Origin of the sequence: Acidipropionibacterium jensenii DSM 20535 (assembly GCF_000425285.1) — a bacterium.
Taxonomy (GTDB): domain Bacteria; phylum Actinomycetota; class Actinomycetes; order Propionibacteriales; family Propionibacteriaceae; genus Acidipropionibacterium; species Acidipropionibacterium jensenii.
In genome coordinates this window covers 1-20,909 of the sequence record NZ_AUDD01000023.1, presented here as the reverse complement: position 1 = coordinate 20,909, position 20,909 = coordinate 1, and the positions used below count along the sequence as shown (strand labels likewise).

Genomic DNA, 20,909 nt, shown 5'->3' with positions numbered 1-20,909 from the left:
TATCCACTCAACGACTCACACCGTAGGGCTGACCATGGGATGTCTGCCGCTCAGAGCCTCCCGGCGGCCACCAGTTGCTCGGCGATCCGGGCGAACTCCTGGATCCCGAGGGACTCCCCCCGCGCCGTCGGGTCGACCTCGGCCGCCGTCAGCAGCTCGGCGGCGGCTGCCGACCGGCCGCACAGCGAGGACAGCGCCGAGCGCAGCATCTTGCGGCGATTGGCGAAGGCGGCGTCGATCACCGTGAAGACCTGTTCGCGGGTCGCCGAGCAGGCCGGCGGGTCGACCCGGGTGATGCGCACCAGGCCCGAGTCCACATTGGGGACCGGCCAGAACACCCGGGGCGGGACGGTGCCCACCCGCTCGGCCCGGCCGTACCAGGCCAGTTTCGCGCTGGGAACGCCGTAGGTCCGCGACCCCGGGGCCGCCACCAGCCGGTCGGCGACCTCCAGCTGCACCATCACCAGACCGGTCCGCCAGCCGGGAGCGATCGCCAGCAGGTGCAGCAGGACCGGCACCGCGACGTTGTAGGGAAGGTTGGCCACCAGCTCGGTTGCCGGCTCCCCGGGCAGGGTCGAGACCTTGAGGGCGTCGGACTCGACGAGTTCGAGCCGATCGGCCGCCCGGGGCATCCGTTCGGCCACGGTGAGAGGCAGCTGGGCGGCCAGCAGCGGGTCGATCTCGATGGCGACCACCTGGGCGCCGGTCTCCAGCAGCCCCAGGGTGAGGGATCCCAGCCCCGGTCCGACCTCGATCACCCGATCGGTCGGGCCGGTCTGCGCCAGGGAGACGATCCGCCTCACCGTGTTGGCGTCATGGACGAAGTTCTGGCCGCGGGACTTGGTGGGACGCAGTCCGATGCGGTCCGCCAGCTCACGGATCTGCCGCGGGCCCAGCAGCCCGCCCCCGCTGGTCTGCTCAGTCATGGTCGGCCCCCCACTCCCCGCCGTATGCGGCCGAGGTGTTGCGGTCCAGCATCCGGCAGCAGTCGAGTTCGTCGAGACCCAGCCGGTCCCCGATGAATCGGGCCGTGTGGGCGACCAGGTAGGGGCCGTTGCGGCGTCCCCTCAGCGGCTCGGCGGTGAGGAAGGGGGCATCGGTCTCGACCAGGATCCGGTCGTGCGGGGTGATCGCCAGGGCCTCGCGCTGGGGGCGGGCCGACTTGAAGGTCACGGTGCCGGAGAAGGACAGCCAGGCGCCGTGCTCCAGGCAGCGTCGGGCATGATCGGCGCCGGCGGAGAAGCAGTGCATGATGACCCGGTCGGGCCATCCCTCGGCGTCGAGAACGTCCAGGATGTCGCGGTGACCCTGCCTGTCGTGGACCGCCAGGGTGAGCCCGTGCTTCTTCGCCAGGGCGATGTGGGCGGCGAAGGAGTCGCGCTGGACCGCCCAGCCGGGACCCTCGGGAGTGTTGTGGTGATCGATGCCGGTCTCCCCGACCGCCCTGACGTGGGACCCCGACCCGGCCAGCCGGTCGATCTCCTCGATCGCATCGGTCAGGGCCTCGGGCGAGCGGGCGGCCAGCTCGGCGGCCTCGTCGGGATGGATCGCCACCGCGGCGACCACCTGCCGGTAACGGGAGGCGAGGTGCTCGGCGAACCGGGACCCGGCGACATCGCAGCCGACCTCCACCAGACGGGTGACGCCGGTCGCGGCGGCCGCGGCCAACGACAGCTCCGGATCCACCCCGACCATCTCGCAGACGGTGTCCAGATGGGTGTGGGAGTCGGCGATCGGGGCCGCCAGTGGATCGGGCAGGGCCGGCAGGCCGATCGCGGCGAGCTGGTCGGCGACCTGAGAGCGCCTCACCGGTTGTCCTCCCCGTCTGTGTCACAGGAGTCGGCGGTGTCATCGGCCCCGTCGGGTGCTCCATCGGCCCGGTCTCGGCTGTCCAGGGAGGCCTCGTACAGCTCCCGGCGGCTCACCCCGGTGCGGGCGGCCACCTGGGCGACCGCCGTGGACATCCGCTCCCCCCGGGCGACCTGCTCGGCGACCATCCCGGTGGCCTGCTCCATGCTGACCGGCCCGCCGGTGGCGCCGCCGATCACCACGGTGATCTCGCCGCGCACCCCCTGCGCCGCCCACTCGGCCAACTCCGACAGCGGTCCGCGCCGGACCTCCTCATAGGTCTTGGTGAGCTCCCGGCACACCGCCGCCGGCCGGTCCGCCCCGAGCTGGGCAGACGCCTCCGCCAGCAGCGCGGCCAGCCGGTGCGGGGCCTCGTAGACGATGATGGTGCGCGGCTCGTCGGCCAGCCCGGCCAGCGCGCGGCGACGCTCCCCGGCCTTGCGAGGCAGGAATCCCTCGAAGCAGAACCGGTCGGTGGGCAGCCCCGACAGGGCCAGAGCGGTGGTGACGGCGGTCGGCCCGGGCACCGAGGTGATGGTGATCCCCTCGTCGATCGCGGCCCTCACCAGCCGGTAGCCGGGATCGGAGACCGAGGGCATGCCGGCATCGGTGGCCACCACGACGTCCTGCCCCGATCGCAGCTCCTCGAGCAGCTCGGGGAGTCGATGGGCCTCATTGCCCTCAAAGAAGCTCACCACCCGGGCGGAGCTGGTGACCCCCAAACGCCTCAGCAGGTCGTGGTAGCGGCGGGTGTCCTCGGCGGCGACCAGTGTGGCCTGGCCGAGAGTCTCCAGCAACGCCTGGGAGGCGGTCCGCCGGTCCCCGATCGGGGTTCCCGCGAGGATCACCCGGCCCATTCCTTCTGCCGACCCTGTCTCATTCACGGGGCCAGTCTCCCATGGGCGCCACGGGTCCCCCTGTGCGCTGGTCTCCGCGCTGGTCTCCGCGCTGGTCTCCGCGCTGGTCTCCGCGCTGGTCTCCGCAACTGACAGCGCTCCGCTCTACGATGGGGAGAGTGAGTGCACGGATCCGCCGCCCCTCGTCGACCCTCGACCGGCTCGATGACGGCCGGATGAGCGACTGCTTCGCCAGCTGGGTGGTCACCGCGGTGATCACCGCCCTGGCGCTGGTGCTGCGGATGCACAACGTGTCCTTCCCCCGCACCCTCGTCTTCGACGAGACCTACTACCCCAAGGACGCCTGGACGATGCTCCACCTGGGCTACGAGGGGACCTGGCCGGACGCCAAGACCGCCAATCCGGACATCGTCGCCGGCCAGACCTCGATCTGGAACGCCCAGGCCGAGTTCGTCGTCCATCCCCCGCTCGGCAAGTGGCTGATCGCCGCCGGCGAGCAGATGTTCGGGATGAACTCCTTCGGGTGGCGGTTCATGTCGGTGATCTTCGGCTCCCTGATGATCCTGATGACCATCCGACTGGCCCGGCGTCTGGCCCGCTCCACCCTGGTCGGGGCGATCGCCGGGATCCTGCTCAGCCTCGACGGGCTGTCCTTCGTGATGAGCCGGATCGGGCTGCTCGACATCTTCCAGGCCTTCTTCCTGGTCGCCGGGGTGGCCGCGGTGGCCGCCGACCGGGACTGGTTCCGGCATCGACTTGCCGACCATCTGCGTGCCGCCGGACTGCCCAACCTGGCCGGCGGCTACGGCCCGGCGCTGTGGTTCCGGCCGTGGCGGATCGCCGCCGGACTGATGTTCGGCTGCGCCATCGCCGTCAAGTGGAACTCGATGTTCGTGCTCGCCTCGATGGGCATCATCTCGCTGTGCTGGGACTGGTCGGCCCGCCGGCTGGCCGGTGCACGGCGTCTGGCCTGGTGGTCGCTGATCCGCGACGGGCTGCCGGCCTTCGTCCAGCTGGTGGTGCTGGCCGGGGCGGTCTACCTGGCCAGCTGGGCGCGCTGGCTGCAGGTCTATCCGCGGATGCAGTTCGGAGCCGGCTGGACCGGACCGGTCCCCGACCCCCGGGTGGAGCGCCTGGTGGGACGCCCGCTGGCCGCGCTGTGGGAGTACCACCGGCAGATCTACGACTTCCACACCGGCTCGTACATGATGAACCAGACCCACGTGTACTCGGCGAACCCCTCGGGATGGCTCATCGTCCAGCGACCCATCGGGATCGACGCCCAGAACAACATCAGCCCCGGAACACAGGGGTGCCAGGCCGTCGGCGACAGCTGCCTGAGGGTGATCTCGGCGGTCGGCACGCCGCTGCTGTGGTGGATGGCGCTGATCGCCCTGGCCGCCGGGGTGGTGTGGTGGATCTTCGGGCGGGACTGGCGGTTCACCCTGCCGGTGGTGGCGATGGCCTCCACCTGGATCCCCTGGTTCCGATACGCCGACCGGCCGCTGTTCTTCTTCTACGCGATCTGCATCATCCCGTTCACCGTGGTGATCCTGGCGATCTGGCTCGGCCAGATCCTCGGCCCGGCGGAGAACACCCGGCGGCGCAGGACCGGGGCCGCCATTGTCGGGGCGGCGGTGGCCCTGGTGGCCGCCAACTTCGCCTTCATCTACCCGATCCTCACCGACCAGCTGATGACCCGACAGGCCTGGCTGGCGAGGATGTGGCTGCGCAGCTGGATCTGAGGCGGACAGGCCTGAGGGGCCCCAGGGAGAGCGTCCGGGGCCGCCTGCGGACGGGTAACGGCACCGTCACGGACCTTCGGTACGCTGTCCCCCCGGAAAGGGGACAGCCCATGATCTGGAAACTCCACAACGGCGGCCATCTCGAACCGGGCGAGGTGGTCGCACCCGACGAGCGTCTGGGGTGGGGTCGCACCGTCGGCCTGGGCGCCCAGCACGTGGTGGCGATGTTCGGGGCGACCTTCGTCTTCCCGGTGCTGATGGGGCTCAACCCCCAGCTGGCCGTGATGATGTCGGGAGTCGCCACCCTCATCTTCATCTTCGCCACCAAGCACGAGGTCCCCAGCTATCTGGGCTCCTCGGCCGCCTTCCCTGGCGTCGCGGCCGCCATCTACGCCGCCGGCGGCCGACCCGATGACGTGTCGGGAGCGCTCTTCGTGGTCGGCGTGACGCTGTTCATGTGCGGCGTCGTCATCCAGATGGCCGGCGCCCGGGTGATCCACCGGGTGCTGCCGCCGGTGGTCACAGGTGCCGTCGTGATGCTCATCGGCTTCAATCTCGCCCCGGTGGTCGCCAAGACCTACTGGCCGGTCGACCAGTGGACCGCACTGATCACCATGCTGGTGGTGGTCGCCCTGTCGGTCGGCCCGCGCGGCTTCGTCTCCCGGATCGCGATCTTCATCGCCCTGGTCTTCGGATACCTGCTCAGCTGGCTGGAGGACCTCACCCTCGGCCCGATCACCCGGACCGTGGACGGCGTCTCGAGCACCGCGAACCGGGTCGACTGGAGCGGGGTGCGCAGCGCCGACTGGTTCGGGCTGCCCCCGGCCACCGACCTGCAGCACTGGAAGTACACCATCGACTCGACCGGCACCGGCCACTTCGCCGCCACCAACGTCGTCGGCTTCCACCTGCCGAGCTTCCACCTGGCCTTCATCCTGCTGGCCCTGCCGGTGGTGATCGCCCTCATCGCCGAGAACACCGGCCACGTCAAGGCCGTCTCCGAGATGACCGGCAAGAACCTGGACCACCAGGTTGGCCGGGCGGTCGCCGCCGACGGCGCCACCTCGATGCTGGCCACCTTGATGGGCGCCGGCCCGACCACCACCTACGCCGAGAACATCGGTGTGATGGCGGCCACCCGGGTCTACTCGACGGCCGCCTACGTGGTGGCCGCCCTGGTGGCGATCCTGTTCGGCTTCTCACCGAAGTTCGGCGCGGTGATCTCGGCGACCCCCGGCGGCGTGCTGGGCGGGATCTGCGTCGTGCTCTACGGCATGATCGGACTGCTGGGGGCCAAGATCTGGCACGAGAACCGGGTCGACTTCGGCAATCCGGTCAACCTCGTCCCGGTGGCGGCCGGCATCATCATCGGCGTCGGCGACGTCTCCCTGAAGTTCAGTGAGAACTTCACCCTGGGCGGGATCGCCCTGGGCACCATCGTGACGGTCTGCGTCTACCACCTGGCGCACTGGCTGGCGCCGAAGTCCCTGTCGGACGCCGCCGGCGGGACCAGCGTCATCGTCGACGCCCCCGGGATCTACAAGGCCTCGACCCGCCCGCACAACGCGCGCAGCGAACGGGACTCGTGACCGGGGAGCGCCCCGGTCACATCGACAGCAGCAGGACGAGGATGACGACCAGGGCGATCCCGGCGGCGATCCCGGCACCGAGCACGATGTCGCGGGGGGCCACCGGGGACCGCCCGGTCTGCGGGTTCGCAACCGGCCGGGAGCCCGACTGACGGGCCCCCGACTGAGGGGTGTTCTGGGAGTATCCACGGGGTCCGACCAGCGGCGCAGGGCGAGCTGCGGGCGGTGAGGACCGGATCGCCTGCGGAGCAGGTCGCACCCCCTGCGGAGCGGGCCGGACCATCTGCTGGTTGATCGGCGCCCCCTGCATGTGTCCGCGCGCCGACTGCGGGTTGATCCGGGCCGACTGCGGGCTCGGCCTGGCGATCGCCGGTCCGGGTCGCTGAACAGGTGCGCCCTGGCCGGGCTGCAGCGAACCCGGAGATCGCGCGACCATCCTGGCCGAGGGCGCCGAGGGTCCGCTGATCGGCGTCCCGGGACGGTCCGGATCGGGCAGCGGGAGGGTCGAGGTGTTCGGTCCCGCCGGGCCCCACCGGGGAGGCAGCGCCGGTGTCCTGTCGGGCACCGAGATTCTGGCCGGAGGCATCGCCGACAGGATCGGAGCCAGTGCCGCGCGGGCCTCGATGGCCCCGGGGAAGCGGTGGCCGGCGTCGACCAGGCAGCCGCTGACGAACCGGCCCAGCGACGAGTTGAGCAGGTTGTCGGGCAACGGCGGCGGGGTGTCGGCGGAGGGCCGGTTCCCGGTGAGCAGCTGGATCATCACCACACCCAGGGCGTAGATGTCCTGGGCCGGATCCGGATCGGCGCCCATCTGCGCCTCCGGGGACATGAACCCCGGCGTTCCGACCACCTCGGCGACCCGGGTCATCCGGGGCTCGCCCACCTTGGCGGCGATCCCGAAATCGGCCAGACGGGCATCGGGCAGGCCGGTGTGGGTCGGCTCCATGAGGATATTGGCGGGTTTGAGGTCACGATGGACCAGACCCGCGCCGTGAACCACCTCGAGGGCGTCCAGGATCTGGTCGGCAACCAACGCCACATAGGCCTTCGGCAGGGGTCCGCGATCGCTCAGCAAACTGGAGACCGGGCCGCCGTGCACCAGCGGCATGGCGAACATCACCCGGTCGTCCTCGCCGATCCATCCCAGCGGGGCGACGATGTGCGGATGGTCGAACCGCCATCCGGTCTCGCGGACGAATCGCAGCAATGAGGCCGAGTCGGACTGCTGGAGGACCTTCCCGGCCAGGTACTGGGACCGTCTGTGGTCCCAGACGCGCCAGACATCGCCCGACCCGCCCCGTCCGAGAGGATCCACCAGCTCATACCGACCACCGAAGATCTCACCCATCGCGGTCGAGTCTGCCAGTTGAAGGGCTGTTGACGTGATTCCTCGCGCCGACCGTGTCGTCGCCGGACCGTTCGAATCGCACCGTCGAGCCGGCCGGGAGCTGCGCCAGGGTGTCCAGATCGGCAGCCTCCACCACCCCGATGACGGAGTATCCGCCGGTCACCGGGTGATCGCGCATCAGGATCACCGGGGTACCGGCGGTGGTCACCTGGACGGCGCCGGCGACGGTCCCCTCGCTGACCAGTTCACCGGGCCGTGAGCGCTCCAGCGGGACCCCGTCCAGACGCAGCCCGATCCGGTTGGAGTCCTCGCGCAGACGCCACCGCTGGCTCAGCAGCGAGGCGAGGGCGCCCGGGGTGAACCAGTCGTCGCGGGGGCCCAGCACGATCCCGACGGTCGCCCCTGAGGCGGGCAGCGGGCGGGGCCGGGCGCCGGGTTGGGGAGAGGACGCCCATCGGGTGGCCGAGACTGCCAGCAGTTGACCCGCCCTCAGCGGCGACGGGCCGATCCCAGACATCAGGTCGGTGGCCGCCGAACCGAACAGGCCCGGCGCGTCGATCCCGCCGCGCACCGCCAGATAGCTGCGAAGGCCGGCCTCGGGGACCCCCAGGGTCAGTACCTGACCGTCCATCAGTCGGATGGCGTGCTCGCAGTGCGGACGGTGCTGTGCAGTCGGCGTGTGTTGTGCAGCCGTCGTGTGCTGTCGCGAGTCCGCGGAGATCGACAGCGGGACCCGAGCGCCGGTCACGGCCACCATCTGGTCGCCGACGGCCTGCACCCGCAGACCTCCGCCGAGATTCTCGACCACCGGGAGCGCCACCGGGTTGCCCACCAGGGAGTTGGCCAGTCGGGCCGCCCCACGGTCCATCGCACCCGACTCGGCGACCCCGACATCGGCGTGGCCCGGTCGGCCCAGATCGGTGATGAGACTCTGCGGGCCGGTGGTCAGGATCCGCAAGCCCCGGGCGGGGTCCGGGTGGTCCGGACGAGTCAGGGTGGTCGTCTGCACCAGGTCGCGGACGGCCCGGTAGCGGACCCGGGTGCCGGGCGCGATGAGGGCCGGGGAGTCCCGTCCGGCGTCCCACAGGGCGGCAGCGGTCCGGCCGATGAGTTGCCAGCCGCCCGGGCTGGTGCGCGGGTAGACGGCCGAGAACGCCCCGGCCAGGCCGACCGAGCCCGCCGGCACCGCGGTGCGCGGTGTCCGGCGACGGGGGACGTCCAGATCTCTGTGCGCCACGCAGTAGGTGAATCCGGGGGCGAATCCCCCGAAAGCGGCGGTCCACAGCTGGCCGGTGTGGGCGGTGATCACCGCATCGCGGGACCATCCCAGGAGTGTGGCGAGCCGGTCCAGGTCGGGGCCGTCGTAGCAGACCTCGATCTCGATGAGGGGTCCCTGCTGCCGGTCGTGGGTCTCGGGGTGCAGGGCCGCGACCTGTTCGGCCAGCCGGGCGGCGTCGCGCTCGGTGGCGGCGCGCACCATTAGGGTGCGCGCCGCCGCGAGCACCTCCATCTGGCCGGACAACGGATGGGCGATCAGCTCCGCGTGCAGGGCCAGCACATCGGCCAGATTGGGCAGTTCGACCAGGAATGCCGTGCGACCGCAGGCACGGATCACCGGTGAGCCGTGGGCCGCCGAGGTCGTCATGAGAATCGGGACAGTGCGACGCCGGCATCGGTGAGGGCGTGGCGCACCGATGCGGCGATGGTCACCGCGCCGGGGGTGTCGCCGTGGACGCAGATGCTTGTGGCCTCGACGCCGACGATGCTCCCGTCGATCGCCTCCACCTCGTGGTGGACGGCCATCCTCACCACTCGCGCAGCGATTGCTCTCGGATCATGCAGCACCGCACCGGGCAGTTGGCGGGAGACCAGGGTGCCGTCGGGGTTGTAGGCGCGATCGGCGAAGGCCTCGTGGACCACTCGCAGGCCGGCCTCCCCGGCGATTCGTCCGATCTCGGATCCGGGCAGGCACAGCACGGCCAGGGAGTCGTCGGCGGCGGCGATGGCGCGGGCCACCGCCTCGGCCTGGGCGGTGTTGTCGACGATGCTGTTGTACAGGGCGCCGTGCGGCTTGACATAGCTCACCCGGCTGCCGACCGCCCGGGCCATCGCCTGGAGTGCGCCGATCTGGTAGAGCACCTCGTCGGTGAGCTCACCGGGAGCAATGTCGACGAAGACTCGGCCGAAGTGGTCGAGGTCGCGGTAGGAGACGTGGGCACCCACCGCGACGCCGTGCTCGACCGCCGACCGGACGGTGGCATGCATCACCGAGGGGTCGCCGGCATGGAACCCGCAAGCGATGTTGGCGCTGGTGACGATGCCCATCATCTCGGCGTCGTCACCCATGGTCCAGTGGGAGAAGGACTCACCTGAGTCCGCGTTGAGATCGATCATCGGTCCTCCGCTGTCTCGGGCCACCGCCCCCTTCCGGGACGTCTCAGTTGACCCGAATTCTAGTGGGCGGCACCACAGGGACCGGGTGGGCTGACCTGCAGGGACCGGGTGTGCCGGACCGCCCGGCCCGGGTGTGCTGACCCGTCGATGCGGGCAGGATGGTGGCCCATGCGAGACCTTGACGATCTGGAACAGATCCTCCGCTCGATCGACGGCCGGGGGTACGGCGGTTTCCGCAGGCTGTCCGGCGGCTACCGGATCGGCCGGTGCGAGCTGTTCATCGACCACGTCCAGGCCGATCCCTACGCTCCCCCCTCTCTGGTGAGAGTCAGCCTGCCGGCCGGTCGGACGGGGGTGCCCGCCGATCTGGTCGAGGACCGCCGGGGACGGGTGGCGGTCTGCGACTTCCTCACCAGGAGGCTCTCCCGGCTCATCCGGGATGCGGGTTCCCGGCACGACCGCAGGGATGGGTTCGTCGAGATCGGTCGGGTCGGTCAGGAGGTGCTGGAACGCACCACAGTGGTCATCACCGACGACTCCGTGGAGGCGCGCCTGGCGGTGGGCCTGCCTGCCGACGGCCGCCGGGTGCGCGGCCGTCGCGCGTTCACCCTGCTCGGTGAGGAGATCCCCGAGCTGGCGTCGGCCGGACTGAGCCTGGTCGACACCGACCTGGACCGGTTGCGTGAGCATGTGACGCTGTACCGGGACCAGCTCAGTCTGCGCGACCGGCTGCCTGGTCTGGGGCTGGTGGCCCTGGTCGGCGACGGGTCGATCCTGCCGCGGCGCTCCGGGGACTCAGACCTGCCGATGGCCGGCGGGGGTGTCCCCCGTCCGGTGGAGTTCTGCAGCCCGGCATCCCTGCGGGTCACGGTGGACCTGCCCAGCGGGCGGACGGTGACCGGGATGGGAGTTCCTGAGGGGGTGACTGTCATCGTGGGTGGCGGCTACCACGGCAAGTCGACCCTGCTGCGCGCCATCGAACGCGGAGTGCACCCCCACATCGCCGGAGACGGTCGGGAGTGGGTGCTCACCTGCGCCGATGCGGTGAGCGTGCGCGCCGAGGACGGCCGGGCGGTGACCGGGGTGGACATCTCGCCGTTCATCGCCGACCTGCCCTCGGGCGTCGACACCAGGCGGTTCTCCACCACCAGCGCCAGCGGTTCGACCTCCCAGGCCGCCGGCCTGGTGGAGGCGGTCGATGCGGGAGCCTCGGCGCTGCTGATCGACGAGGACACCTCCGCGACGAACTTCATGATCCGCGACGAGCGGATGCGGCGCCTCATCCCGGCCGACCAGGAGCCCATCACCCCGTTCGTCGACCGGGTGCGCCCACTGAAGCGCGAGCGAGGGGTCTCCACGGTGCTGGTGGCCGGCGGGTCGGGGGCCTTCTTCGATGTCGCCGACCATGTCATCGCGATGGAGGCCTACCGTCCCCGCGATGTCACCGCGCAAGCCCTGGAGATCGCCGGACGAACCGATGGAATGGCCCCGGTGGCGGACTCCGACGACGGTCCGGTGCTGGTGCCGAGCTCTCCACGGGTGCCCGATCCTCGTTGCCTGCGCCCCGACCGGCGTGGCCGAGGTGCGCGCACCAGAGGCCGGGACAGGATCCAGCTCGGCGATCAGGAGATCGACCTGTCCGCGGTCGGCGAGCTGGTCGATTCCGCGCAGACCACGGCTCTGGCCCGGGCCCTGGACCGTCTGGGCGAGCGGCTGGACGGGACTGTCGATCTGGCCGAGGCGGTGTCCGAGCTGGATGCCCTGATCGAGACCGAGGGACTTGATGTGCTGGCCTCCTCGAACGGTCGACCCCGGGGGAACCACCCCGGTGTGATGGCGAGACCCCGGATCGCCGAGATCCACGCCGCCGTGAACCGATACAGAGGGCTGCGCCTGGTGCGACCGGCCGGCGGCGAGGCCCATCCGGGGGCAGGTCGCCCCGAGTAACGACGAGATCTGCCACCACAGCGGCGGCATCCGCACTATCCACACCCCGACCCCCACACGGGCAGAACTCACCCCCACCCGACTCACCGCCACCCGGCCGACGGGTTCACAGTCGCAGCCGCTTGGCGAGTTCCCGGCGGGCCTCGGGGAACCAGGCGAGCATCCTCATCAGGCCCACTGCGGATATCGCGACGCACACCCAGGAGGCGATCGGGTTGGGGGCCCAGCCGAAGACCAGGAAGAGAATCGGCACCAACCCCAGCAGGCCGATCAGTCCGCTGTAGACGATGTGGTCGCCCACCTCCATCCGCATCACCCTCACCGCGATGAGCACGGCCGCGATGGAACTGGCGCACACGATCGGGACCACATAGCTCAGCGACCACCCGTGCCAGCCGGTGAGGTAGTCCCAGTAGGCCGACACCCCTCCGACCACCAGCACCAGGTAGACCGTTCCCTTCGCAGCGTTGCGCCGTTTTCGCACGGCCATCAGGACCACCAGCCACCCGGCCACCACGCCCAGCCATATCGACCGCAGCACACCGATGCCGGAGGTACCGCGGTGGAACAGCAGCTGGATCGCGAAGGACCCGAGGATCACGACCAGCGAGCACACGAACAGCACCCGCAGGACCCGTCTCCGGGAGAAGACCAGGGGCACCCTGGGCAGCGGGCTGGCCGTCGCTTCGCCCTCCACCGGACCGCGGCACAGCGGACAGACCTCCCAGTCCCCCTCGATACTGACCCGGCAGGCTCGGCAGCGTTTCACCGGTGGACTCCTCCCCCAACGCGACTGCGGTGAGCACCGCGGCCAGTGAGCCGACGACGGTGGCTGCGGCCCTCCGCGTTCGGCCTGCGGTGGTGCTCCCCGCGCAGCCCCACCAGGCCGAGCTCGGCCTCGGTCACCCGGGAGACGGCGACCGTCACATCGACTCCTTCGCGGGTGAGCAACCGGACGAACTCCTTGACATGGCCGGTCTGGATGAAGGGAGAGGTGAAGCTGATGGTGAGTCGGCCGGCATGGGTCACCGCGCAGAACTGCGGCCGGACCGCCACGGTGTGGAACATCATCCTGCCGACCTGCGACTCGGACGCCTCGGGCAGGCGCACCAGGCCGAGGTTGGACACCGCCACCGTGAGGCCACGGTTGTTCCCCCAGTTGATGAGGCGCAGGATGACGTCCTTGAGCGGGCTGGGAAAGATCCTCAGCGGGGCGAGCCGCTCCAACCGGATGAGACGGCGCAGCTTCTGCTCCAGAGCCTCACGGGTGGCACTGGGAGTGAACTGGTCGTCCAGGTCGCGGCAGATCGCATCGATGTCGTCTGCTTCTCGGCCGTAACGGTGCCCGACCCTGATGGTCGCGAAGAAGTTCCGGGCGGAGGTCGAGGAGAAGAACTGGCGCAGGTTGACCGGCACCGATGCGGTGAGCGTGGTCGCTCTCCCCAGTCCCGGCGAGGACAGCCGGACCGCCTCCAGGAACAGGGCGGTGAGGTAGATCGTCAGACCCACCCGGTGACCACGCGCCAGAGCCAGGACAGGGCCGGCGTCCATCGTGAGTTCGACCACCCGTGGACGGTTGTCGGGAGTGAGAGTGCCGCGGACCTGGTACACCCCGTGGCCGAGCAGATGCCGTCGATGCCGCCGGCTGGTGGCGCCGCGCGGATCGGGGTCCCGGACCGACAGCACCGCGGGGGCGGCGGCACGCCGGAACGCCTCGCCGCCGGGCGACGGCGTGCTGCGCGCAGCTCGGCGGTGCCGCCGGAAGTAGTAGGCGAAGGAGTCGGTGGTGAGCTCGTGGACGGGCTCTCCCGCGGATCCCGTCCCGCGGAGCTCGGCCGTTGTCCGGGGGACGAAGGCTGCCCGGTCCGACGGCCCGGGGCCCGGCACAGCCCCCGACCCCATCTGATGGTCCGCCGTCCCGCGCAGCCCGCAGTAGGTGTCCACCAGGTCGGTGAGGAACCACAGCGCTCCGGTGCCGTCAGACAGTGCGTGGAAGATCTCGACCATCACCCGTCGGCCGCGGTACAGCACCCGGAACAGCAGATTGCGGCGATCGGGCTGATAGATCGGGGAGCACGGGCAGCCGGTCTCGGGCCGGACCCGGGGTCGCAGATCGCTGTCCTGGAGGTAGTACCAGAAGACCCCGCGTCGTAGCACCGCGTGGTAGAGCGGATACCGGTCGAAGGTGAGGTCGAGGGCCCGCTGCAGCACCTCCGGGTCGACCTCCTCAGCCATCTCGGCGCTGATCCGGAAGACCTTCGGGTCGATCTCACTGCGCGCGGCAAGGAAGATGTTGGACGCGTTGTCCAGGGCGACCCAGTTGCGTCGGGTCATGACTGCTCGCTGCCCGACCCGGCGCCGGTACCGGAATCAGAGGCTGTCCCGGCTCCTGAGGCGGTACCACCATCTGGGGCTGTCCCGGCATCTGCGTCTGCACCGGCGGCGGGGCCGTCGAGGAAGTCGTTGATCACCTCGTATCCCTCGCGCAACGGCCGGGCGAATCGCGGCAGGGTGATGAACCCGTGCAGAGCTGCGGGCACCCGGTCGATCACCACCGTGTTCCCGGCCTCCCGCAGGGCACTCCCGTAGGCCTCCCCCTCATCGCGCAGCAAGTCGAGTTCGGCGGTGACCACCAGGGTGGTCGGCTGCCTGCTGAGGTCGGTGGCCATCAGGGGGGCGACCAGCGGGGAGCGCCGCTGGGCCGGATCGGGGCAGTAGAGCTCGAAGTAGTCCTGCACCTCGGAGTCGGTGAGACGGTAGTCGCGACCGTGCTCGCGCACCGAGGGGAACGGCGAGGTGGCCGGATCGTGGTCCCAGTGGGTGACCGGGTACAGCAGGATCTGGTGGTCGGCGCCGCGCTCACCCCGGTCGCGCAGCAGGAGCGAGACGACGGCGGCCAGGTTCGCCCCCGCCGAGTCGCCGACCAGGACGATCCTGCCGGCATCGGGGACACCCGCCCGATGCGGATCGTCGAGCAGCAGGTGGGCGACCTGGTAGCAGTCCTGGAGGCCGGCGGGGAAGGGGTGTTCGGGGGCCAGCCGGTAGTCGACCGATGCCACCACCGATCCGGTGAGATCGGCCATCGTCGTGCAGGCCGGGGTGTAGCTGTCGATGTCGCCGGTGACCCAGCCGCCGCCGTGGAAGAACAGCAGGACGTCGTCGCGGCGGCGCTGCCGGGGTTCGAAGATCCGCACCGGGATGGGATGGGTGCCGTCGTCGGCCATGATCTGGCGGTCCAGGGCCCGGTACCGCTGGACCGGCAGGGATGCCAGCTGGCGCTGGATCCGGCGGACCTTGGGGTAGTCCTCGAGCATGTTGAGTCGCGGGGCGGCGAACAGGCTCAGCACCGCTCGGGCGAGCGGGCCCACCGGTGGGCGTGGCGAGGGGTCACGGTCGGTTCCCATGCCCCCAGCGTAGGGACTGCGGCAATGCCCCCGGCGAATCCGACGCGGTCACTGCTGGGACCGCGCCAGATCCCCCATCTCCTGGACGACGTGGCGAAGGGTGGTGCTCAGCGCGCGGCGACCCTCCGGGGCGTCGGCGGACTGGAGGGTGAACCCGAGGGCCGATATCACCAGGCTCACCGCCATCCGGGCGGTCCGCGGGTTCCCGGTGCGCTGGCTCGCCAGACCGGTGAGGTCCCCCCTCAGCTCATCCATCCGCCGGCCGACGTCGCCGAGCAGGCCGGGCTGGCAGGATGCCAGTCGCTTCAGCCCGGCGGAGTCGGGCAGGGCCTCGACGTGGGCGCCGACCAGGTCACACAGGTCCCCCACCAGCCCGTCCCGGCCGGCGAGGAATCGCCGTCGGTCCGGGGCACCGATGGTGTGGATGCTCATCCCGAGCACCGCGGCGGCCTTCGATGGGTAGTAGTTGAAGAAGGTCCGCTGGGAGACCTCGGCACGCTCGCAGATCTCCTCGACGGTGACGCCGTCGATCCCACGGTCGGAGACCAGGCTCAGGGCCGCGTCGTGGATGGCGGTCCGGGTGGCCCGCTTCTTGTGCTCGCGCAGACCACCCGTCCCGGCTTCGCTGGCACTCATGCCTGCGCCGGCTGAGACCCGTCGACCCTCTTCCAGCCCTGTCCGGCGCGCTCCTCGAGGGCGGAACGCTCGCGCAGCGGCGGCACCTTGAAGAACCAGGTGAGGACGAAGGCGAGCAGGATCACGCTCAGGCCGACCCAGTAGACGGTCTTCGCCGAGTCGTCGAACCCCTTCATGAAGGGTCCGGTCAGCGCGGCGTCGGCGCCGTTGAGGAAGGAGGTGTCGGAGGTGTCGGTGCCGGACTGGCTCGAGGACTGGGATCCCGAGCGGATCGCGTTGGACACCTCGGGAACCACGCTGTCCACGACGCGGGACCGCTGTTCGGCACTGCTGTAGTCGACGGCGAGTCGACCGTTGACCACACTCACGTGCTGTCGGGTGGCGACCTGCTGGAGGGCCTTCTGCTGGGCAGCGGGGGTGAGGCTGGCCACCAGCCGGTCGATCTCGGCCTTCATCTGGGCCTGCTGGGCCGCGGTGGGTGCGGCGCCCGGGTTCTGTCCCGAGGCGGCGGCCTGCTTGCGGACCTGCTCGGTGACCTGCTGGCGCACCGTGGCCTCGACCTCGGCGTTGACCTTCGCGGTCGCCCGGTCCAGACCCTTGGCGTAGTTCTGGGTGATCTTCTCGGTGATCGGCGACCACATCTGATCCATGATCGCCCGGTTGTGCGGGGCGCTGGCGACCTTCGGGTCCAGGGCGGCGTTGAGCGCGGTGGTGAGGGTGGGCCGGTCGGCCATCGCACTGGTGATGTTGGTCGGCATCACGGAGAACAACACCGACAGCAGGACGGCGGTGCCCAGCGTCCCGCCGATCTGACGGAAGAAGGTGGAGGAGCTGGTCGCCACTCCCATGTCGCGGGCCTCGACGGCGTTCTGGCTGGCCTGGGTGAGCGCCTGCATGAGCAGGCCCAGCCCCAGACCGAGGACGAACATGCCCAGCATCATGTGCCACAGCACGGTTCCGATGGCCCACAGCAGGAGCAGGTACCCGCACGCGGTGACGGCGGTGCCGACCCGGGGGAACCACTGGTACTTGCCTGTACGGGCGATGGTGACGCCGGCCAGGATTGAGGAGATCATCAGCCCCAGGACCATCGGCAGGGTGGCGAATCCGGACTCGGTGGGAGTCAAGCCCTCCACGATCTGCAGGTAGAGGGGGATGGTCATCATGGCCCCGAACATGCCGAATCCCACCAGCAGGCCGAGCACCGCCGACCAGGAGAAGGCGTGGTAGCCGAACAGCCGCAGGGGCAGGATGGCGTCCTCGCCGACGGCGTGCTCGATGACGATGAAGGAGACCAGCCCGACCACCGCGACGATGTAGCAGGCGATGGAACCGACCGAGGTCCAGCCCCACTCGCGGCCCTGCTCGGCGACCAGCAGCATCGGGACCAGGGCGAGCACCACCGCGGTGGCTCCCCACCAGTCGATCCGGGGACGCCGGCCGCTGTCGAACTGCGGAAGGTGCAGGAAGAGGAAGACCATCGTGATCGCGATGATGCCGACGGGCACGTTGACCAGGAAGACCCAGCGCCATCCGGAGACCCAGAGGATCTCGTGGGCGTCGGAGAAGACGCCGCCGATGAGGGGTCCGATGACCGTCGAGATGCCGAAGACGGCCAGGAAGTAGCCCTGGTACTTGGCGCGCTCGCGGGGGGCGAGCATGTCGCCCATGATGGCCAGCGGCAGTGACATCAGGCCGCCGGCGCCGATCCCCTGGAAGGCGCGGAAGGCCGCGAGCATCAGCATCGAGGTCGAGAAGGCCGATGCGAAGGACCCGATCACGAACAGCGTGATGGCCACCAGGAACAGCGGCCGCCGGCCGAAGATGTCGGAGAGCTTGCCGTAGATCGGCGTCATGATCGTGGAGGTGATGAGGTAGGCCGTGGTCACCCAGGCCTGCTTGTCCAGGCCGTGGAGATCATCGCCGATCGTGCGGATGGCGGTCGAGACGATCGTCTGGTCCAGGGAGCTGAGGAACATCGCCGTCATCAGTGCGACCACGACGAGCATGATCTGGCGCTGGCTCATCAGCGCGCCCTCGCGGTGCTCGCCGGTCGGGGCCGGACCGGGGGCCCCTGAGCCGGAGGTTGCTGCTTCTGCGCTCACGACGCACCTGCGATTCTGGATATCGGCGCGCGGGGGCGGTCACCGGTACGACCCGGAAGGACTCACCCCGCGTCCCTGCGGATCACCCGGCGAGACCGCCGGACCGGTGCAAAGATACTGCAACTTGCAGAGCATGCAAGAATTCGGTCCGACGAGCTGTCCTCACGACCCCGCGGCACTGACCCGACGGGCACCTCGGCGCCGATGACCTGCCGGACTCCCGGACCGCGAGGACGCAGACGGCACAACAGCCTCGCCCGCACCCTGTGAGGATGCGGGCGAGGCTGCGACAGGCGACGTCGGCAGAACTCCGGCCGGTACCGCACCGGCTCTGGCCGTGAGGACCGGCTCAGGCCGTGGGGATCACAGCGCGGCACCGATCCGCTCGGAGAACTCGACCAGCCGGTTGGAGAACCCCCATTCGTTGTCGTACCAGCCCAGCACCTTGACCTGCGTGCCGGCGACCTTGGTGAGAGGGGCATCGAAGATCGAGGAGTGCGGGTTGCCGACGATGTCGGCGGAGACGATCGGAGCCGTGGAGTACTGCAGGTACTTCCCGAGGCGCTCGGAGGAGGCGGCCTCGGCGAAGGCGGCGTTCACCTCATCGACGCTCACCGCGGTGGTGAGGTCGGCGGTGAGGTCGGTGATCGAACCCACCGGCACCGGGACGCGCAGCGCGAAGCCGGTGAGCTTCCCGTCCAGCTCGGGAATGACGGTACCGATGGCCCTGGCGGCTCCCGATGTGGTCGGAATGGTGGACAGGGCGGCGGCTCGCGCCCGTCGCAGGTCCTTGTGCGGGGCATCGTGCAGGCGCTGGTCGGCGGTGTAGGCGTGCACCGTGGTCATCAGCCCGGACTCGATGCCGAAGGAGTCATTGAGCACCTTGGCCAGCGGGGCCAGCGAGTTCGTGGTGCAGGACCCGTTGGAGAACACGTCCGAGGCCGCGGGATCGAGCCGGTCGTCGTTGACGCCCAGCACGAAGGTCGGGACATCGCCCTTGGCGGGGGCGGAGACGATGACCTTCTTCGCGCCGCCCTTCAGGTGCTCGAGGGCCTTGTCCCTGTCGGTGAAGCGCCCGGTGGACTCGATCACGACATCGGCGCCGTAGTCGCCCCACGCGATGGCGGCGGGATCGGGCTCGGAGAGCACCGCGATGGAGCGCTCACCGACCCTCAGGGTGTTGCCATCGACCTGAACGCCGTCGAGGTGACCCGAGATCGAGTCCCACTCCAGCAGGTCGGCCAGGGTGGAGACGTCGGTGAGGTCGTTGACCGCGACCAGCTCGACGTCGGCGTCGTTGATCAGCGCGGCACGCAGGTAGTTGCGGCCAATACGACCGAACCCGTTGATTCCAATGCGAACAGTCATGTCATTCCTTCTGATCGTCTGGACGGCGGGTGCCGTCCAGCTGGGTGTCCGGACGGCCCGTGCCGTCCGAGGTCTTGTGGGTGGTGGCGCGGGACACCGCATCGAGGAGGTCGAGAGCGCCTCGCCGCGCCTCATTGAAGGGACCAAGGTCCTGGGCGGCGATCGCCAGGACGTAGCCGCCCTGGATGGTCGCCGTCATGAGATGTGCAATCCGACCGGCATCGACATCGGCGGGGAGCTCCCCCATCCGAATGGCTTCCTCGATCACCGCCACGAGGCTGTGGTGAATCGTCTCGAAGGATGTGCCGATCGGTGCGAGCATGCCGGGATCTGCCACCACCTCCGGGTCCTGGGTGAGCCTGCCCACCTTGCAGCCCCGCAGCGGCTCACTGTCACGACTCAGGTACCTCGTGAGGCGGTCCAGCGGATCCCCGGGACCGTTGAGGATCTCCAGGCTGGCGGGCAGCAGAGTCTCGCAGTTGTGTCGGATCGCGGCGATGCCGAGATCCCGCTTCGAGGGGAAGTGGTAGTACATGCTCCCCTGACCCACCCCCGAGCGTTCACGCACCTCACGAGGGCTTGTCGCGGCGTAACCGCGCTCCCAGATGAGGTCGCTCATCGTCTCGATGAGGTTCTCCTTGGAGTTCATGACCTTGACTGTACCTACCTACAGGTACAGACACAAGGGATCACGGACCTCGGCTTCGATCGGGATCAACTGGGAGTCGCGTCCGACCCTGCGAGGTAGCGGGCCACCCTGGAGACCTCGGGATCGGGATCGTCGGCCAACTCGAGCAGGATCGCCGCGGCCCCCTCCCCGGGGATCTCGCCGAGAGCCTGGACGATTCTGCTGCGGCCCGCCGGATCTGCCACCGCGAGCTGGTCGAGCAGCTCCGAGGTGATCCGCCCGGTTGCCGCCACAGAGCCTGAGGCGAGCCTCCCCAGTGCCTCGGCGGCCTCGACGTCGTCCTGCCCCGCGACGACAAGTCGCACCAGCGGTGCGCTGATCGCCGGCAGGGAGAGTTCGCCCGAGAGGCCGGAGCGGGAGGCCAGGAGGATCGCGGCGAGCCCGGCGGTGGCCGGGTCGGGGTCGGACAGGACTCCGACCAGGGCATCGGCGGCGCCAGGACCGTCGATGTCCCCCAGCGCGTGAACGGCGCGACGCCGCACGGCGGCCACGGGGTCGGACAGGTGCGCGGCGAGGGTCGGGACTGCGGCCTCGCCGGTCCGGGCGATCGCCCAGCGCAGGGATCCCGCCACCCCCTCCTCGGGCTCGGACAGGTAGATCCCGATGAGCGGGTCGGGCGCCGCCGAGGCGATCCCCGAGCGCAGTGCCGCGGCCTGGCGGTCCTGCGACCGTCCGGACCGCAACCCCGAGAGAAGGTCGACGGCGCTCAGCGCCTCCTGCCAGCTGTGCGGGCCGTTCGACTCGATCTCGCGCAGGCGGGTGAGCAGTTCGCGCTCCGCGGCGATCCTGCGCACCGTGCGGTCGATGAGTTCTGAGAGCATCCGCGCGGCGTCGAAGTCGGGATCGTCAAGGGCCCTGCCGACCTGCTCGAGGGAGAGGCCTAGGTGTACTTCCCCGTGAGGTTGTGAACACGTTCTGAGGGGGTCTGGCCGCCGATACCGGTGTGGGGTCTGTGGTGATTGTAGTGATGCAACCATTCC

Annotated in this window: 18 protein-coding genes; 3 read left to right on the top strand and 15 right to left on the bottom strand. The window is 70.1% G+C overall.

Features of this window, described 5'->3' with window-relative positions:
• Window positions 1–50: 50 nt before the first annotated feature.
• Genes rsmA through rsmI form a run of 3 tightly spaced genes read right to left on the bottom strand, consistent with a single transcriptional unit; the run spans window position 51 to window position 2,705 of the window.
• Window positions 51–926 (bottom strand): 16S rRNA (adenine(1518)-N(6)/adenine(1519)-N(6))-dimethyltransferase RsmA, encoded by an 876-nt coding sequence (gene rsmA, locus H590_RS0111545; protein WP_028703665.1) that lies wholly within the window; start codon window positions 924–926, stop codon window positions 51–53.
• Entirely contained in the window at window positions 919–1,809 is an 891-nt protein-coding gene (locus H590_RS0111540; protein ID WP_036982204.1) for a TatD family hydrolase, read from the bottom strand. Before H590_RS0111540 ends, rsmA begins: the two co-directional genes overlap by 8 nt.
• Window positions 1,806–2,705: a 16S rRNA (cytidine(1402)-2'-O)-methyltransferase gene (gene rsmI, locus H590_RS16435; RefSeq protein WP_084149476.1), complete on the bottom strand. Its 900-nt coding sequence runs from the start codon at window positions 2,703–2,705 to the stop codon at window positions 1,806–1,808. Before rsmI ends, H590_RS0111540 begins: the two co-directional genes overlap by 4 nt.
• A gap of 215 nt (window positions 2,706–2,920) precedes the next feature.
• Between rsmI and H590_RS0111530 the strand changes: the two genes are divergently transcribed.
• Window positions 2,921–4,450, top strand: a complete 1,530-nt coding sequence (locus H590_RS0111530; RefSeq protein ID WP_028703663.1) for a dolichyl-phosphate-mannose--protein mannosyltransferase — start codon at window positions 2,921–2,923, stop codon at window positions 4,448–4,450.
• Window positions 4,451–4,560: 110 nt separating this feature from the next.
• Window positions 4,561–6,039: a uracil-xanthine permease family protein gene (locus H590_RS0111525; RefSeq protein ID WP_028703662.1), complete on the top strand. Its 1,479-nt coding sequence runs from the start codon at window positions 4,561–4,563 to the stop codon at window positions 6,037–6,039.
• 16 nt (window positions 6,040–6,055) lie between these two features.
• Here the strand turns inward: H590_RS0111525 and H590_RS17450 are convergent, their stop codons facing one another.
• Genes H590_RS17450 through H590_RS0111510 form a run of 3 tightly spaced genes read right to left on the bottom strand, consistent with a single transcriptional unit; the run spans window position 6,056 to window position 9,781 of the window.
• Window positions 6,056–7,387 carry a serine/threonine protein kinase gene (locus H590_RS17450; RefSeq protein WP_051238568.1) on the bottom strand — a complete coding sequence of 444 codons (1,332 nt, stop codon included), beginning with the start codon at window positions 7,385–7,387 and terminating at the stop codon, window positions 6,056–6,058.
• Window positions 7,380–9,032: a 5-oxoprolinase subunit B/C family protein gene (locus tag H590_RS16425; RefSeq protein ID WP_071161756.1), complete on the bottom strand. Its 1,653-nt coding sequence runs from the start codon at window positions 9,030–9,032 to the stop codon at window positions 7,380–7,382. The genes H590_RS17450 and H590_RS16425 overlap by 8 nt, the downstream gene beginning before the upstream one ends.
• A complete protein-coding gene (locus tag H590_RS0111510; RefSeq protein ID WP_028703661.1) occupies window positions 9,029–9,781 on the bottom strand; it encodes a LamB/YcsF family protein in 753 nt (250 codons plus the stop codon). The genes H590_RS16425 and H590_RS0111510 overlap by 4 nt, the downstream gene beginning before the upstream one ends.
• 168 nt (window positions 9,782–9,949) lie before the next feature.
• On the opposite strand from H590_RS0111510, the gene H590_RS0111505 reads away from it, so the two are divergent.
• Window positions 9,950–11,728, top strand: coding sequence for an ABC-ATPase domain-containing protein (locus H590_RS0111505; RefSeq protein WP_028703660.1), 1,779 nt, complete (start codon window positions 9,950–9,952; stop codon window positions 11,726–11,728).
• A gap of 106 nt (window positions 11,729–11,834) precedes the next feature.
• Here H590_RS0111505 and H590_RS0111500 read toward each other — a convergent pair whose 3' ends face one another.
• The 9 genes from H590_RS0111500 to H590_RS18680 form a co-directional block, all read right to left on the bottom strand.
• Complete coding sequence (locus H590_RS0111500) at window positions 11,835–12,497, bottom strand: DUF6320 domain-containing protein (RefSeq protein ID WP_028703659.1); 663 nt, start codon at window positions 12,495–12,497, stop codon at window positions 11,835–11,837.
• Window positions 12,494–14,062 carry an alcohol acetyltransferase gene (locus H590_RS16420; RefSeq protein WP_071161755.1) on the bottom strand — a complete coding sequence of 523 codons (1,569 nt, stop codon included), beginning with the start codon at window positions 14,060–14,062 and terminating at the stop codon, window positions 12,494–12,496. The genes H590_RS0111500 and H590_RS16420 overlap by 4 nt, the downstream gene beginning before the upstream one ends.
• The gene (locus tag H590_RS16415) at window positions 14,059–15,132 is read right to left on the bottom strand and encodes an alpha/beta hydrolase (RefSeq protein ID WP_084149475.1); all 1,074 of its coding nucleotides are present in this window, start codon (window positions 15,130–15,132) and stop codon (window positions 14,059–14,061) included. Before H590_RS16415 ends, H590_RS16420 begins: the two co-directional genes overlap by 4 nt.
• 48 nt (window positions 15,133–15,180) lie before the next feature.
• Window positions 15,181–15,768 (bottom strand): TetR/AcrR family transcriptional regulator, encoded by a 588-nt coding sequence (locus H590_RS18430; protein ID WP_051238567.1) that lies wholly within the window; start codon window positions 15,766–15,768, stop codon window positions 15,181–15,183.
• Complete coding sequence (locus H590_RS16405) at window positions 15,765–17,873, bottom strand: MDR family MFS transporter (protein ID WP_232020944.1); 2,109 nt, start codon at window positions 17,871–17,873, stop codon at window positions 15,765–15,767. Before H590_RS16405 ends, H590_RS18430 begins: the two co-directional genes overlap by 4 nt.
• A 363-nt stretch (window positions 17,874–18,236) precedes the next feature.
• Entirely contained in the window at window positions 18,237–19,241 is a 1,005-nt protein-coding gene (gene gap / locus H590_RS0111475) for a type I glyceraldehyde-3-phosphate dehydrogenase (RefSeq protein WP_028703658.1), read from the bottom strand.
• A gap of 1 nt (window position 19,242) precedes the next feature.
• Complete coding sequence (locus H590_RS16400; protein ID WP_071161754.1) at window positions 19,243–19,890, bottom strand: TetR/AcrR family transcriptional regulator; 648 nt, start codon at window positions 19,888–19,890, stop codon at window positions 19,243–19,245.
• 65 nt (window positions 19,891–19,955) lie between these two features.
• Window positions 19,956–20,750 carry a HEAT repeat domain-containing protein gene (locus tag H590_RS18425; protein ID WP_051238565.1) on the bottom strand — a complete coding sequence of 265 codons (795 nt, stop codon included), beginning with the start codon at window positions 20,748–20,750 and terminating at the stop codon, window positions 19,956–19,958.
• A gap of 59 nt (window positions 20,751–20,809) precedes the next feature.
• A partial coding sequence (locus H590_RS18680) for an integrase core domain-containing protein (protein WP_161626024.1) occupies window positions 20,810–20,909 on the bottom strand: 100 nt, incomplete at its 5' end.